Source organism: Streptomyces sp. NPDC004284, from assembly GCF_042874035.1.
GTDB lineage: Bacteria > Actinomycetota > Actinomycetes > Streptomycetales > Streptomycetaceae > Streptomyces.
In genome coordinates, this window is record NZ_JBIAMJ010000022.1 from 58,359 (window position 1) to 73,263 (window position 14,905).

At 68.0% G+C, this 14,905-nt stretch carries 12 protein-coding genes and 1 pseudogene; 6 read left to right on the forward strand and 7 right to left on the reverse strand.

Annotated elements, in window-relative coordinates; all coding sequences use genetic code 11:
• Positions 1-15: 15 nt before the first annotated feature.
• From ACFYUS_RS35505 to fasR, 3 genes are all read right to left on the reverse strand, one after another.
• Positions 16-1,047 (reverse strand): ketoacyl-ACP synthase III, encoded by a 1,032-nt coding sequence (locus ACFYUS_RS35505; RefSeq protein ID WP_388861761.1) that lies wholly within the window; start codon positions 1,045-1,047, stop codon positions 16-18.
• 18 nt (positions 1,048-1,065) lie between these two features.
• A complete protein-coding gene (locus ACFYUS_RS35510; protein ID WP_388861762.1) occupies positions 1,066-1,983 on the reverse strand; it encodes an ACP S-malonyltransferase in 918 nt (305 codons plus the stop codon).
• 89 nt (positions 1,984-2,072) lie between these two features.
• Entirely contained in the window at positions 2,073-3,254 is a 1,182-nt protein-coding gene (gene fasR, locus ACFYUS_RS35515) for a fatty acid biosynthesis transcriptional regulator FasR (RefSeq protein WP_388861764.1), read from the reverse strand.
• Positions 3,255-3,324: 70 nt separating this feature from the next.
• On the opposite strand from fasR, the gene ACFYUS_RS35520 reads away from it, so the two are divergent.
• The 6 genes from ACFYUS_RS35520 (at position 3,325) to ACFYUS_RS35545 (ending at position 10,794) form a co-directional block, all read left to right on the forward strand.
• The gene (locus ACFYUS_RS35520) at positions 3,325-3,981 is read left to right on the forward strand and encodes a pirin family protein (RefSeq protein ID WP_388861766.1); all 657 of its coding nucleotides are present in this window, start codon (positions 3,325-3,327) and stop codon (positions 3,979-3,981) included.
• Positions 3,982-4,036: 55 nt separating this feature from the next.
• On the forward strand, positions 4,037-6,532 hold the full coding sequence (gene hsdR / locus ACFYUS_RS35525) for an EcoAI/FtnUII family type I restriction enzme subunit R (protein WP_388861767.1): 2,496 nt from the start codon (positions 4,037-4,039) through the stop codon (positions 6,530-6,532).
• Between the two features lie 84 nt (positions 6,533-6,616).
• A complete protein-coding gene (locus ACFYUS_RS35530; RefSeq protein ID WP_388861769.1) occupies positions 6,617-7,216 on the forward strand; it encodes a hypothetical protein in 600 nt (199 codons plus the stop codon).
• Positions 7,213-8,130: a nucleotidyl transferase AbiEii/AbiGii toxin family protein gene (locus tag ACFYUS_RS35535; RefSeq protein ID WP_388861771.1), complete on the forward strand. Its 918-nt coding sequence runs from the start codon at positions 7,213-7,215 to the stop codon at positions 8,128-8,130. The genes ACFYUS_RS35530 and ACFYUS_RS35535 overlap by 4 nt, the downstream gene beginning before the upstream one ends.
• Position 8,131: 1 nt before the next feature.
• Complete coding sequence (locus ACFYUS_RS35540) at positions 8,132-9,640, forward strand: N-6 DNA methylase (protein WP_388861773.1); 1,509 nt, start codon at positions 8,132-8,134, stop codon at positions 9,638-9,640.
• Positions 9,637-10,794 (forward strand): restriction endonuclease subunit S, encoded by a 1,158-nt coding sequence (locus tag ACFYUS_RS35545; RefSeq protein ID WP_388861775.1) that lies wholly within the window; start codon positions 9,637-9,639, stop codon positions 10,792-10,794. The genes ACFYUS_RS35540 and ACFYUS_RS35545 overlap by 4 nt, the downstream gene beginning before the upstream one ends.
• Positions 10,795-10,806: 12 nt before the next feature.
• Here the strand turns inward: ACFYUS_RS35545 and ACFYUS_RS35550 are convergent, their stop codons facing one another.
• The 4 genes and pseudogenes from ACFYUS_RS35550 to ACFYUS_RS35565 form a co-directional block, all read right to left on the reverse strand.
• Positions 10,807-11,469, reverse strand: coding sequence for a RadC family protein (locus ACFYUS_RS35550; protein ID WP_388861880.1), 663 nt, complete (start codon positions 11,467-11,469; stop codon positions 10,807-10,809).
• Between the two features lie 22 nt (positions 11,470-11,491).
• Positions 11,492-13,204 (reverse strand): DUF262 domain-containing protein, encoded by a 1,713-nt coding sequence (locus ACFYUS_RS35555; RefSeq protein ID WP_388861777.1) that lies wholly within the window; start codon positions 13,202-13,204, stop codon positions 11,492-11,494.
• 127 nt (positions 13,205-13,331) lie between these two features.
• Positions 13,332-13,478: pseudogene (locus tag ACFYUS_RS35560) on the reverse strand (XRE family transcriptional regulator); the annotation flags it as partial.
• Between the two features lie 164 nt (positions 13,479-13,642).
• Positions 13,643-14,815, reverse strand: coding sequence for an Ig-like domain-containing protein (locus ACFYUS_RS35565; RefSeq protein WP_388861779.1), 1,173 nt, complete (start codon positions 14,813-14,815; stop codon positions 13,643-13,645).
• Between the last annotated feature and the right edge of the window lie 90 nt (positions 14,816-14,905).

Here is a 14,905-nt window from a genome sequence, read left to right on the forward strand (position 1 = left end):
AGGAATCCGGTGTGCCTAGGGGAGGGTAACGACCGTCGCGGCGAAGACGAGACCCGCCCCGAAGCCGATGACGAGCGCGGTGTCGCCGCTCTTCGCCTGCCCGGTCGCCAGGAGCCGCTCCATCGCGAGCGGGATCGAGGCGGCCGAGGTGTTGCCGGTGGTCTCGACGTCGCGGGCGACCGTGACGTGCTCCGGCAGCTTGAGGGTCTTCACCATCGAGTCGATGATCCGCATGTTCGCCTGGTGCGGGATGAAGACGTCCAGGTCGTCCGCCGTGATGCCGGCGCGGTCCAGCGCCTGCTGGGCGACCTTCGCCATCTCGAAGACGGCCCAGCGGAAGACCGCCTGGCCCTCCTGCGTGATGGCGGGGAACTTGACCTCGCCCTGCTCGTTGAGCGGGAGGTTCGAGGCGTCACCGGCGTGGAACTCGTTCCACGGCACGGTCTGCTTGATCGTCTCGGACTTGTCGCCCTCGGAACCCCAGACGGTGGGGCCGATGTGCGGCTCGTCCGAGGGGCCGACGACCACGGCGCCGGCGCCGTCGCCGAAGAGGAAGGCCGTCGCGCGGTCCTCCAGATCCGTCAGGTCGCTGAGCCGCTCGACGCCGATGACGAGGACGTACTCCGCCGAACCCTCGACGATCATGCCCTTGGCGAGCGTCAGGCCGTAGCCGAAGCCCGCGCAGCCGGCGGAGATGTCGAACGCGGCCGGCTTGCCCGCGCCGACCTTGTCGGCGATCTCGGTGGCGACGGCCGGGGTCTGCTTGAAGTGCGAGACCGTGGAGACGATCACGGCACCGATCTGCTCGGGGCTGATCCCGGCGTCGGCGATGGCCTTGCCCGAGGCCGCCACCGACATGGCGGTGACGGTCTCCTCCGGGGAGGCCCAGTGCCGGGTGGCGATGCCGGAGCGCGAGCGGATCCACTCGTCGGACGAGTCGATCTTCTCGAGGATCACCTCGTTCGGCACGACCCGGGTGGGGCGGTAGCCGCCGACACCGAGGATCCGCGCGTACGGGGCGCCCTTGCTGGGCTTGATCTTCGACATGTTTCTCGACACTCCTTGTCAGACGGCCGCGTGCTCGGCGATGAGCGTACGGGCCGCATCGAGGTCGTCGGGAGTCTTGAGCGCGACGGTGGCCACGCCCGGCAGGGCCCGCTTGGCGATGCCGGTCAGGGTGCCGCCGGGGCACACCTCGATCAGCGCGGTCGCGCCGAGCGCCTGGAAGGTCTCCATGCACAGGTCCCAGCGGACCGGGTTCGCGACCTGGCCGACCAGGCGGGCCACGACCTCGGCGCCGTCGGTGACGACCTGCCCGTCCTTGTTGGAGACGTAGCGGGTGGCCGGAGCGGCCGGGGACAGCTCCTTCGCCGCCTCCGCCAGCTTCTCCACGGCCGGGGCCATGTGGTGCGTGTGGAAGGCGCCGGCGACCTTGAGCGGGACGACCCGGCGGACGCCCTCGGGCTTGTCCGCCTCCAGGGCGGCCAGCTGCTCCAGCGTGCCGGCGGCCACGATCTGGCCCGCGCCGTTCACGTTGGCGGCGGTCAGGCCGAGCTTCTCCAGGTGCGGGACGGTGACCTCGGGGTCGCCGCCGAGCAGCGCCGACATGCCCGTCGCGGTGATCGCGGCGGCCTCGGCCATCGCGAGCCCACGGGTGCGGACGAGGCGCAGCGCGGCCTCGGCCTCGAGGACGCCCGCGAAGGCGGCGGCGGTGAACTCGCCCACGCTGTGGCCGGCGACGACGCCGGGCGTCACGTCGCCGAGCGCGGCCGCGGACAGCAGGCCGGCGGCGACGAGGAGGGGCTGAGCCACGGCGGTGTCACGGATCTCGTCCGCGTCCGCCTTCGTGCCGTAGTGGACGAGGTCGAGCCCGATCGCGTCGGACCAGGCCGCGAGGCGGTCGGCGGCGGCGGGGAGTTCGAGCCAGGGGGTCAGGAAGCCGGGCGTCTGGGCGCCTTGGCCGGGAGCGACGAGTACGAGCACCCTCACACTCTCTCTTGGGGACGGCTCCGAGCGCCCGTGGGGACAAGGACGAAGAACCGTCGGGGGAATTGTCGGTGTTCGACAAAAGTCTAGGACTGCGGATCTCCGTCGGCCAAGCGTCCCAGGATGAGGGCGATCCGCAGTGTGAACGCGGAGCGAACATCGGAGGGTGACCAGCCGGTGACGTCGGTCACACGTCGAAGCCGGTAGCGCACGGTGTTCGGGTGGACGAAGAGCATCCGGGCCGCGCCTTCCAGGCTGCTCGCCTGCTCCAGATAGACACTGAGAGTTTCGAGCAGCGCGGAGCCCGCCTCCTCCAGCGGTCTGTAGATCTCCTCCACCAGCTGCTCGCGCGCCGAAGGGTCGGAGGCGATGGCGCGCTCCGGGAGGAGATCGTCCGCCAGGACCGGGCGCGGGGCGTCCTGCCACGCCGAGCAGGCCTTGAGTCCGGCGGCCGCCGCCTGTGCGGAGCGGGTCGCGGCGAGCAGGTCGGGGACGACGGGCCCGGCGACGACGGGCCCGGAGGCGTACGGCCCGATCAGTGCCTTCGCGACGGCCAGCGGATTGTCGTTGCCGCCGGCGATGACGACGAGCCGGGTGCCGAGGACGCCGGTGAGGACCTGGAGCTTGGCGTGCCGGGCGGCCCGGCGGATCGCCTCCACGGTCAGCTCGCTGTCGCCGTCGGGGGCGGTGCCGAGGACGACGCACACGTGCTCGGGCGAGTTCCAGCCGAGGGCGGCGGCGCGGGAGACGGCGCCCTCGTCGGCCTCGCCGGAGAGCACGGCGTTCACCACCAGCGACTCCAGGCGCGCGTCCCAGGCGCCGCGGGCCTCGGCGGCCTGCGCGTACACCTGGGCGGTGGCGAAGGCGATCTCCCGGGCGTAGACGAGGAGCGCCTCGCGGAGCACGGACTCGTCGCCGGGGGCGGCGACCTCGTCGATCGCCGACTCCATGACCTCGATGGTCGTCCGGACCATCTCCACGGTCTGGCGCAGGGTGATCGCGCGGGTCAGCTCGCGGGGAGCGGTGCCGAAGACGTCCGTCGAGATCGCCTGCGGGGTCTCGGGGTGCCGGAACCACTCGGTGAACGCGGCGATGCCGGCCTGGGCGACCAGGCCGATCCACGACCGGTTCTCGGGCGGCATCGCGCGGTACCACGGGAGCGTCTCGTCCATGCGGGCGATGGCGCCGGCGGCGAGCCGCCCGGACGACTGTTCGAGGCGCTTCAGGGTCGCGGCGTGCGGATGGGCGGCGTTCACGGGTTCAGGCACGGGACAAGACTGCCTTATCGGAACGCGGGCATGCGGGGGCGGGGGCGTTTCCCCGGGCTACGGTACGTCCGTGATACGCATCCAGCGCGCCGGCGAGCGCTACCCCGGGGGCGACCCGGCCGCCGGGATCGAGACCCGGCACGCCCTGTCCTTCGGGCCGCACTACGACCCCGACAACCTCCGCTTCGGCGCGCTCCTCGCCGTCAACGAGGAGCGGCTCGCGCCGGGCGCCGGCTTCGACGAGCACCCCCACTCGCACACCGAGATCGTGACGTGGGTGGTGGAGGGCGAGCTGACCCACCACGACTCGGCCGGGCACACGACGGTCGTCCGCCCCGGCGACCTCCAGCACCTCGGCTCGGCGGGCGGCGTCCGCCACGTCGAACGCAACGACGGCCCCGCCCCGCTGGTCTTCGTCCAGATGTGGCTGGCCCCCCTGTCGCCGGGCGGGGAACCCTCGTACGAGGTGGTGCGCGGCCTCGGCGACACCTACGCCCTCCCGGCGGCGGACGCCCGCCTGCACGTCCACCGCCTGAAAGCGGAGAAGCGGGCCGTGATCCCGTCCGCCGACTTCACGTACGTGCACGTGGTACGGGGCGGGGTCCGGCTCGCAGCCGAGGAACTGGGTCCCGGCGACGCGGCGAGGATCACGGGGGTGAAGGACCTGGGGCTCCTTGCGACTGCTGACGCCGAGGTCCTCGTGTGGGAGATGCGGTCCTCGACTTGACGGTGTTCCCGCTGTTCAGCCCCCATTGTCAGAGCTATGAAGTACACCTGTCTTCATGGGGATTGACGCGTACAAGATGAACGAGGACGAAACCTGCAAGCGGTTCGTCCTTCCGGCTCTTCAGGCCGCGGGATGGGGCGAGAAGCAGATTCGTCCGCAGTACCGGATCAACGACGGTCGGCTTGTGCCGACCCGTAGGCGACACAAGCGGGGGGCGGCTCTCGTTGCCGACTATGTGCTGGAGTACATCCCTGATGTCCCGATCGCCGTAGTGGAGGCCAAGCGCTTCCGGCTCAGTGAGGAGAACGGGGTGGAGCAGGCGCGCCGCTACGCGCGCAAGCTCGGTCTGTCCTTCGCATACGCCACCAACGGGCGCGGAATCGTGGAGATCGACTTCAGCGCCGAGAAGCCGGTCATCAGGCACATCGAGCGCTTCCCCTCGCCCGACGAGCTGTGGGCGCGATTCCTGCGTGAGCAGGGGGTTCGCGGCACCGAGGCTGGTGAGGAGCTGATGTCCGCGCCGTACGACTACACCCTCCGTAACACGGACAACACGGTGAAGCGGCCGCGCTACTACCAGCGCATCGCCATCACCAGGGCGCTTGCCGCCCTCGCCCGAGACGAGCGCCGCATCCTGCTCGTGTTGGCGACTGGGACGGGAAAGACCATGCTCGCTCTTCAGCTGGTTGCCCGGCTCTCCAAGGCGCCGGGGGCGTTCGGCGGACGCAAGCCGCGCGTGCTTTACCTCGCTGACCGCAACATGCTGGTCGACGACCCTAAGGACCGCTACTTCCTCCCGGTCTTCGGCGAGGACGACGTCCACAAGATCGGTGGAGGCGAGGCCAAGCGCGGCAGGAAGATCTACTTCGCCCTGTACCAGTCCCTGGAACAGGGCGACGCGCAGGCGGAGCTGTTCCGGGAGTACGAGCCGGACTACTTCGACGTCGTCATCGTCGACGAGTGTCACCGGGGTAGCGCGAGCAGCGATTCGCGGTGGCGCAAGGTTCTGGAGTACTTTGCGCCGGCTGTGCAGATCGGGCTGACCGCGACGCCGGTGAGAGACGGGAGCAAGAAGACCGACACATTCGAGTACTTCGGCAACCCTGTCTATACGTACTCGCTCAAGGACGGGATCGAGGACGGGTTCCTCTCGCCCTACCGTGTGCGCAGGGTCCGCCTGAATGTGGACGTGGAGGGCTACCGCCCGGAGCCGGGCAAGAAGGACATCTACGACCGAGAGATCCCCGACGACCTCTATGGGCCGAAGGAGTTCGAGCGGGTCATGGTGATCCTGGAGCGGACGGAGACGGCCGCGCAGTACCTGATGGACTACCTCCGCAAGAACGCGGAGGACGGGCGTCTGGGTAAGACGCTCGTCTTCTGTGAGAACAACGACCACGCCGGGCGGATGCGTACGGCCCTGCACAACATCGCCTCCGAGGAGGTGAAGGTGCTGCCGGACTTCGTCAAGCGGATCACCAGCGCCGATGTATCCACCGCCGGTGCGGATCTAGAGGAGTTCCGTAAGGCGGACTCCAGTCAGCCCGTCATCGCGGTGACGTCCAAGCTCTTGTCGACGGGTGTGGACCTGCCTGCCGTACGGAACGTGGTGCTGTTTCGGCGGATGGCCTCCATGCCCGAGTTCAAGCAGGTCATCGGGCGCGGCACCCGGCTCTGTCCGGAGATCGGCAAGGAGTCCTTCGACATCATCGACTTCGTGGAGGCGACCAGGCTCTTCGAGGACAAGGCGTTCGACGGCCCGGCGCTGAGGCTCCTCCAGGAGACGGCTGACGAGCAGGGTGCTCTGATCGACGTGGAGGACATCACCCCGCCCGCCGAGGATGCGGGTGACGACGACTGTGAGGCGGTCGCCGAGCCGCAGGCCGAGTATGAGGAGCAGGACGGCGGCTCCTTCGCCCCGGACGGGGACGACACGGTCACCGACCAGGACGAGATCGACCGCATCCAAGCCCGTGGCAGGCGCTATCACGTGAACGGCGTCGACGTCTACAAGCTGGGCGAGCGGCGTTACCAGCTCGCTGACGACGGCCAGACGATGCGGCTTGTGAGCGTCGAGCAGTGGGTGCACAACCAGGTGCTCGAACTGGACCTGGACCCCGCGCAGCTGCGTACGCGATGGGCGCAGGCGAAGAGCCGTGCAGTGCTCATGGAGGCGCTACGGGAAGCCGACATCGATGTGGAAGATCTGCCCGAGGAACTGGGGAAGCCCGACGTGGACCCTGTGGACCTGCTGGTCAGCGTGGCCTGGGAGGGCCTCGGTGTGGTGAGCCGGGATGAGAGGCTGACATGGTTCCGCCGGGAGCACGAGGAGTTCATGGACTCCTTCGGGGCACAGGCCCGCGAGGTGCTGGAGGCGATGCTCGTGAAGTTCGCCGAGGCCGGCTCGCCGCAGCTGAAGATGGACACGCTGAAGGTGCCGCCCTTCGACTCGATGGGCCGGGTGGTGGACCTGGCGAAGCGGTTCGGTGGGCCCCGGGAGGCGCATGAGGCCATCGACCAGCTGGCAGCCCGCCTGCTGACGGCTGTCTAACTGTAAGCCCGCTTTAGTTTTACGCGAACGCTTGTCGCAAAACTAAAGCGGGCTATGAGTTCTGCGCGATGCTAGAGTGAGGGCGTGCTCAGAGACCGTACAGACAGTCGCGCGGCTCTCTGGCGGATGGCCGCCGGGCAGCGCGGCTACTTCACCGCCGCGCAGGCGCGGGGCGCCGGCTACTCGTACCAGGCTCAGCGCTATCACGCCCAGCACGGCAACTGGCTCGTGATCGACCGCGCCCTGTACCGCTTCCGGGAGTTCTCCGACCTTCCCAGTGAGGGGGACGAGCAGCTGGTGCGGTGGTCGCTGTGGAGCAAGGGGCGGGCAGTGGCCTCACACACGACCGCCCTCGCTGCACATGATCTCGGAACGGCCAACCCGTCCCGTATCCACCTCACCGTGCCCCGCGACTTCCGGCAGAAGTCGGACGCGGTGATCCTCCATCGCGCGGAACTCGCGGAGTCGGATGTGGAGGAACGTATGGGCTATCGGGTGACGACCCCGCTGCGCGCCCTTGTGGAGTGCGCTGCGGAAGACGACGACCAAGACGCGCTCGACAGCGCGGTCGCGGAAGCGTTGGAACGGGGCGTCGTGACCCGCCGGAAGCTGCTGCACGCAGCCCAGCTCCTCGGACCGCGTGCGGAGCTGGGCGTGGAGCGAGCGCTCGGGGTGATGTCGTGACCGGCCGCTACGGTGATGCCGCTGCCCTGCGTCGAGCGCTGGAGGCTCGGCTGAAGCAGGACGCAGACCAGTCCGGCTCCGATCTGGCCCGCCGCCGCCGTCTTGTTGTCTTTGACCGCATGGCGGCCCGCCTTGCGGAGGACACGGCTGGCGGCTGGGTCCTCAAGGGCGGAGCGGTGATGGAGTTCCGCCTCACCGGGCGCGCCCGTACCACCAAGGATCTGGACCTGGCGCTGCGGCCCGAGGACGGCTCGGAAGCACGGGGCGGCGAGGTGCGCGAACTGCTCATCGACGCACTGGCAGTCGACCTGGACGGCGACGGGTTCCACTTCCGTGTCGGTGCGTCCGGGGCGCTGAAGGCGGACAAGGCCGGGAGGGGCGGCTGGCGGTTCTCCGTCGAGGCCCACCTGGCGGGCAAGTTGTTCGCCGGTGTCCGGGTGGACGTGGTGGACCGGAGCGAGGAGATTGCCCGGACAGAGCGCCTCCTGCTCCCCAACACGCTTGATTTCGCGGGAACTCCGCAGCGCGCGATAGAGGCTGTCGATCGTAGGCAGCACTTCGCGGAGAAACTGCACGCCTTCACCCGTGACTACGGTGATCGCCCCAATACCCGGGTCAAGGATCTGGTGGATTTCGTGCTGCTAGCCGAGGACGGCCTGACAGGCGACGCGGAGCTCGTGGACGTCGTACGGCACGTTTTCGCGTCGCGTGCCACGCACCCCGTTCCGGACGAACTCCCAGATCCGCCGCCGCGGTGGCGTGAAACCTATCCGGAGCTGGCGGAGGAGCTGACCACGGAGATCCCGCCGACGCTCGACGCGGCACTTGCCTTGGCGCGCGGCCTGTGGGCTACGGCGCTTGCTGACGAAACGCGTATCTCTTCTCGAACCGAACAGAAAGACCGGCTGAGCTGACATGGCAGCGACCAAGAAGAAGACGGCTGAGGAGTCTCCTGCCCCCTCGCGGACACGCCTCGCGTCTCTGATCAAGTCCGCGCGCGACACGATGCGCAAGGACGCCGGGATGAACGGCGACCTCGACAGGTTGCCGCAGTTGTCCTGGCTGCTCTTCCTTAAGGCGTTCGACGAGCGCGTCGAAGAGGAGGGCGAGGCACTGGACCCGGACGGGTACCGGCGGGCGATCGAGGCTCCGTTCCGCTGGGAGGACTGGGCCACCGACCGGGACTTCAGCGGCGACGAACTGAAGTCGTTCGTCAACGAGAAGCTGATCCCGCATCTCGCCGGGCTGGTCGGCGAGGACGCGGAGGACCCGCGCAACGTCATCTCGACCATCTTCAAGGACGTCGTCAACCGCATGCAGTCGGGCACGCTGCTGCGAGAGCTAGTCGACATCGTCAACCAGATCCACTTCGTCTCGACGGACGACATCCACACGATGGCATTCGTCTACGAGTCGATCCTCAAGGAGATGCGCGACGCGGCCGGCGACTCGGGCGAGTTCTACACCCCGCGCCCGGTCAACCGCTTCATGGTTCAGCAGTCCTTCCTCGAACTCGACGAGTCGATCCTCGACCCGGCGTGCGGCACGGGCGGCTTCCTGGTCCAGGCATACGAAGAGCTGAAGGACCGCGTCAAGACGGACACGCAGCGAAGGCGACTGCACGCGGACATCCAGGGCATCGAGAAGAAACCGCTGCCGTACCTGCTGGCCTCGATGAACCTGCTCCTGCACGGAGTCGACGCGCCGCATCTCCGGCGCGCCAACGCACTCCTGGAGATGCGGAACTCCAACGCCGCCGACAAGGTGAACGTGGTTCTCACCAACCCGCCCTTCGGAGGCGAGGAGGAGGTGACCGTCGTCAAGGCGTTCCCGGACGGCTTCCGGACACAGGAGACGGCCTGGCTGTTCCTCTACTCGATCCTCGACCAGCTCAAGCTCGGCGGTCGGTGCGCGATCGTTCTGCCGAACGGCAGTCTGTTCGCGTCGGGGGAGAACTCCCTCGGCGCGAAGATCAAGAAGAAGCTGATGAAGGATTGCAACCTTCACACGATCGTCCGCCTCCCGCAGGGCGTCTTCGCGCCCTACACCCAGATCCCGTCCAACATCCTCTTCTTCGAGAAGACCGGGCCGACGCAGGATGTCTGGTTCTACGAGATCCCGCTGCCGGAAGGCCGCCGGGGCTACACCAAGACGAAGCCCATGCGGATCGAGGAGTTCGAGCCGTGTGTGGAGTGGTGGGGCGGCAAGGAGCGCGAGGGCCGCGAGACGGGCGAACAGGCGTGGGTCGTCCCCGCGTCGGACATCATCGCCTCGGGCTTCAACCTCGATATCGCCAATCCGCATGTGGGTGACGACTTGGCCCACCGGACGCCAGAGGAACTGGTGGACGAGCTGGTCAAGGCGGAGGAGGAGATTCTGGGGCTCTTGAAGGAGCTGCGCGAGGGGCTGGGGGAGAAGCGATGACTGCTTCCACTCGTGGCGTTCGGATGGGTGACGTTCTGCGCCTGTCAAGGGCCCCCGTTGAGATTGATCCCGATAAGGAGTACGTCGCTCTTGGTATGCGCTCCTTCGGTAAGGGTGTCATTCGATATGCGCCGGCGAAGGGGAGTGATCTTACTAAGTTGCGTCACTTCTCATTCGATGAGAATGCATTGGCATTGAGTAACATCAAGGCTTGGGAGGGTGCTATCGCAGTCACGTCGCAAGAAGATGTGGGAGCCGTCGCGTCCAGTCGTTTCCTGTTCTACGTCCCCAAGGGCGACGGGGTAGACGTTCGCTATCTGCGCTACTACTTTCTCAGTGCTCGCGGACTGGCTCAGATTGGTCAGGCGTCGCCCGGTTCGGTGGATAGAAATCGAACTCTAAGCATGAAGGCGTTTGAGAGCATCGTGGTGCCGTTGCCTGACGTGATGGAGCAGCGTCGCGTCGCCGACAAAATCGATGCGCTCATGGCGGCCCATACGCACACCACGGGGAGTGTTCCCCAGCGGGATTCTGTTCGTCAATTGGCTGTCTCTGGCCTGGAGCGAGTCTTGAGCCGTTGGGCAGAGGGGACGGTGCGCGTGGACCAGGTGTGTGTTTCGGTGAACGACATCGTCCATCCTGGCGATGACAGTGGCGAGGCCAAGGAATTCGTAGGGCTGGAGCACATTGCCCCTCACTTTGGAGAGAGAATTGGGTCCCGTCCTCTTGGCGACGAGAAGGGGCGAAAGTTCAGGTTCGCTCCAGGGGACGTCCTCTATGGGTACTTGCGTCCCTACCTGAACAAGGTGTGGCTCGCGGACCAGCACGGACTGTGCAGCGTGGAACAGTACGTGCTGCGCCCTAATGGAGTTATGCCAGCAGAGCTGATTGCTGCAGGGCTACGCAGCAAGTCGATTCTGGACAGGGTTCTGGAAGCGACGCACAATCTTCAGCTTCCACGGCTCCGGTCTGGCCTGCTGATGGCCATGGAACTCCCGGCCATTCCGCCACAGCACCACGAGCGGGCCATCGCTGACATCACAGCCTTCAGCCAGCGCGTAACTGCGCTCGCTGCTCGACAGCGGCATCGGGATGAGCTCTTGGCCGCATTGCGTCCAGCAGTTCTCGATGCTGCCTTCTCCGGGAGGTTGTAACCTAGCCCCGCCTCACTCGGGCGACACCCGCCTCCACCCCCCATCCGTGACCACCACATGGTCCAAGAAGCGCAAGCCGACCGCCGCCGCCCCGCCCGCCAAGCGGGTCGTCGCGCGGCGGTCGGCCTCGCTTGGGGCGAGGCGGCCCGTGGGGTGGTTGTGGGCCACGCCGAATGACGCGCCGCCCGATGCGAGAGTGAGGGACAGCACGTCGCGGACCGGAAGTAGGCTGTGGTCCGAGGCGCCCTCGGTCAGGGCGGTCGTACGGAGAACTGCCCCCGCCCCGTCGCAGACGACCACGACCACGCGCTCATGGCGCAGGCCACGCAGCAGCGGCGCGGCGATCGTCGCGAGGTCGGCCGAGCCGTGGACTCGCGGGCGGGGCGACGGGGAGGGGGAGGCAACCCGCCTGCCCAGCTGGAACGCCGCCGCGACCCGTGCCGCCTTTGCCGGGCCGATGCCGGCCAGGCCCGTCGCCAGCTCATGCGCGGGGAGCCGGGACAGCTCGTGCAGCCCACCGTGCCGAGCGATCAACTGCCCCGCGAGTTCCACCGCGTCCTGGCCAGGAACCCCGGCTCCCAGCAACAGCGCCAGTAGCTCGCGGTCGGACAAGGCTTCGGAGCCCTGTGCCAAGAGCCGCTCACGTGGACGGTCCCGGACTGGTACGTCTCGCATGCGCACGGCCCCGCCCTCCCCGTCAGTCCACCGAGTCGCGGTCAAGCGGCTCGGAGTCGGTGGCCTCGGCCGGGTCGGGTTCTGCCCGGGGAGTCGGGACGGACAAGACTCCACCGTCGCTGCTCCCGGCCGCCGAGCCGATGAGCTCCATCAATCGTCGGTGCAGAGTCTCCGAGCGCGCCCGCAGGAACCCGTCGTAGTCGTCCCGCAACGCCGCCTGGTACGCGTCCTCTTCGATGAAGCAGGTGCGCAGCCGAGCGCGCAGCTTGTCTTCCCCATGCCAGTGGGCCAGGTCCTTCAGGTAGGCGGAAGGTCGACGGTCGGAGATCCAGTTGTTGGTGATGGCGCTGAGCATGATGAGATTGCCGCAGACGTTCGCCTTTGCCGCACTCACCCCCTGGCTCTTGAGGTACGCGCGAGGGAAGAAGTGGTGGAATTGTTTGCTGTTCTGCCAGGACAGCGCGTCCGCCACGTCGATGTGTCGGCCCGTGTTCAGGTCGAGGGGCTTCTCGTACGACATGAGCAGGACCAGGAGCTTGCTCGGCGCGTTCTGCCGGGAGAACTGCGCGCGCTGCCACAGCACGCTGCGCGGGAGCGCCGCCCCCGTCTCGATCTCCGTCGAGCGGCCCGCCGCGAACTCCGTGACCGCCGCCAGGTCGGGCCCCATCTGGGACTCCCGCCAGCCCTTGAAGTACTCGCCGCTTGCCGTCAGCCAGAACCACCGTGCCACAGCGTCGTACTGCGCGGCCGACGGCTTGGGCAGCTGCCTGAACGTCTCGACCAGCACCGCGAACTGGTTGTAGTAGGGCAGCGCTTCGGCCTGGGGTGTGCCGATCTGGGTGGAGAGGAAGTCCACGGCCCGCGCGGCGGCCTTGCCCGCCTCCTCGACGGCGGCATGGAGCTGTTGCCTGTTCAGGCCGCGCAACTCGTGGATGGACTTCGTCGAGAAACCGAACCCGGCTGCCGCCGAGATCGTCCGCAGCATCGTCTTCGCGTCCACCCGGCCGTACTTCTTGGCGTCGAGGACCTGGAGCAGCTGCTCGATCTCGTCCTTGAGGTCGAAGTCCTTGGACCAGGTGCCGGCCCGGATCAGGTCCACGATGTCCATGGAGGTTCCGGTGCTGTTGATCCGCTCGAAGATCCGGGCCGAGTCCTCCTCGGAGACATCGAGGAGAGTCACGATCGGTACCTGGTAGTGCGAGAACTGCTCGCTCAGGGCCTGGGCCCGACGCTGGAGTTCCTCGTTCGGATTGTCCTGCAGGATCCACGACATCATCGCGCCGACCGAGGTGAGGTGACGCACGGGCATGATGTGAGGCCCGGTCGGAGCCTCCTCTGTGAGGTGAAGGAACTCCTCGCGCTCAAGGTCGTACGCGATCTCCCACACCGGTCCCGAGCCGTGCAGCGCGCCCACCAAGCTGGCGAGGCGCTGCTGGCCGTCGAGTACGTAGTGAACCGGCGCGCCCTCGTGCTGGGGGACGGTGTCCAGGCCCGCGATCTCGTGGCCGCTGGCCAGCTTGGCCGTGGTGCGCCACATGAGGAGGCTGCCGATGGGGTAGTTCCGGCGTACCGAGTCGAGCAGGAACAGGACCTGCTGCGGCGTCCAGACGAACGCCCGCTGGAACTTCGGTAAAACGATGTCACCGGTCAGTACCCGCGAGGCAAGCGAGGTGATCGGCGCGATCGTCGGCTCCGGCGCGCGGACCTGCGCCGCCGTCACGGGTGACATCCCCATCGTGTAACCCCCTGGTCGTCGCACTCGAACATCTGGATCAGCTACAAGAACAATCGTAGGGGGCACCACTGACAACGAACTTGGGCGCGGTGTTGGCGGACGCCGTCCACGAAATCCGTGTATGGCCGGAACCAGAACGGCAGCTGTACTTCTTCGCAGTCTCGATCTGGCCGACCAGGGAGCCCATGCAGAAGGTGATGTCGCCGAGTTGCTGCTGGGTGAGTCCGCGTGCCTCGTGTTGGCGGCGGAGCTCCCGGCCGCAATACCAGGGCAAGAGCTGAGGACGATTTGCTGGACGTTGGCCGTGTGGTGCCTCCGGCCTGCGACGCGCATGGCGTTTCCACCTGCTGCGTCACCGAGCGCAGCCAGCGAGTCGCGGACCGGCGGCGTGAACCACGTAAACCACCCACGGGGTGGAGGCTTGCTGTGGACCTGGACTCAGCCCAGCGCGCTCTTCGCCTTCCACTGCTCCCAGCTCAGGTTCCACGCCCCGTAGCCGTTGCCCTCGGCGACCGTGCCCTTCGTCTCGCGGCCCTTGATCTCGAAGGGGTCGCCGACGTTCACCGAGGCGTAGAAGGAGGCGGCGTTCTCGTCGCTCATGCCGATGCAGCCGGAACTGTGGTTGGCCTTGCCGAAGTAGGCCGCGTTCCACGGGGCCGCGTGCGCGTACATGCCCGACCAGGTGAGCCGCATCGAGTAGTCGACGTCCTTGTTGTACGCGTCGCCGAGCCCGACGGTCTCGGAGTTCATGTTGATGGTGCCCTCCTTCGCCATCAGGACGGCCGTGCCCCGCCAGGACCGCTTGTCGCCGCCGGGGGTGCCGCCGGAGACGGGGATCGTGCGGACCGTCCGCCCGTCCCGCCGCAGGGTCAGCTGGTGGGAGTCGAGGTCGACCTTCACGATCTGCGCCGTGCCGACGGTGAAGCCGGTGCGGTAGTCCCGTACGAACCAGCCGCCGCCCGAGTCCGTGCCGTCGAGGTCCGCTTCGAGGGTGACCTTCGTGCCCGGCTTCCAGTACTCCCGGGGCCGCCAGTCCGCCCTGTCCCGGCCCGAGTAGTCCTTGACCCAGCCCCAGGAACCCTCGGTGCCGTTCGAGGTGGTCACCTTCAACTGCCTCTCCACGTCCGCCTTCTTCGTCACCGGCAGGTCGAAGACGATGGAGAGGGGGTGGGCGATGCCGACCGTGGTGTTCTTGCCGGGGGCCAGGGTCACCTTGTTGACCTTGTCGGGGGCCGGGGTGGCGAAGGACGACCGGGTGGTCGACTCCTTGCCGTCGGCGGTACGGGACGTCACCTCGACCGTGTAGGAGGTGCCCGGCGCCGCCTTGCGGTCCGAGGTCCAGCTCGTGCCGCCCGCGCCCGTACGGCCCTTCAGGTCACCGCCGTCGGCGTCGGCGACCCGTACCGCCGTGAGCGTGCCGCCGGACGCGGTCACGATCACCGGGCTGCCGGCCGCCTTCTTCATGACCGTCACCTTCGCCGGGGGCGCCGCGGCCTCCCCGGCCCCCGCCCCGGACGGCTTCCCGTCCGCGGCCTGGGCGGTGCAGGCGGTGAGGGACACGGTCAGCGCGATGGCGGCCAGGGCGGGACGGGATGTGCGTATCGGCAGCACGGAAGACCTCCGCGTGGTGAGGGTTCGGGTGGGATGTCCTGGACTGTAGGACGCTTCCGAACCCCCGTGGGGCGCCGTACGCCTCTGTGA

What these genes read in the sequence shown, in the direction of transcription:
- ACFYUS_RS35540 (WP_388861773.1), top strand. Translation starts at nt 8,132, where the DNA reads ATGGCAGCGACCAAGAAGAAGACGGCTGAGGAGTCTCCTGCCCCCTCG.
- ACFYUS_RS35505 (WP_388861761.1), bottom strand. Translation starts at nt 1,047, where the DNA reads ATGTCGAAGATCAAGCCCAGCAAGGGCGCCCCGTACGCGCGGATCCTC.
- ACFYUS_RS35555 (WP_388861777.1), bottom strand. Translation starts at nt 13,204, where the DNA reads ATGGGGATGTCACCCGTGACGGCGGCGCAGGTCCGCGCGCCGGAGCCG.
- ACFYUS_RS35550 (WP_388861880.1), bottom strand. Translation starts at nt 11,469, where the DNA reads ATGCGAGACGTACCAGTCCGGGACCGTCCACGTGAGCGGCTCTTGGCA.
- hsdR (WP_388861767.1), top strand. Translation starts at nt 4,037, where the DNA reads ATGGGGATTGACGCGTACAAGATGAACGAGGACGAAACCTGCAAGCGG.
- ACFYUS_RS35545 (WP_388861775.1), top strand. Translation starts at nt 9,637, where the DNA reads ATGACTGCTTCCACTCGTGGCGTTCGGATGGGTGACGTTCTGCGCCTG.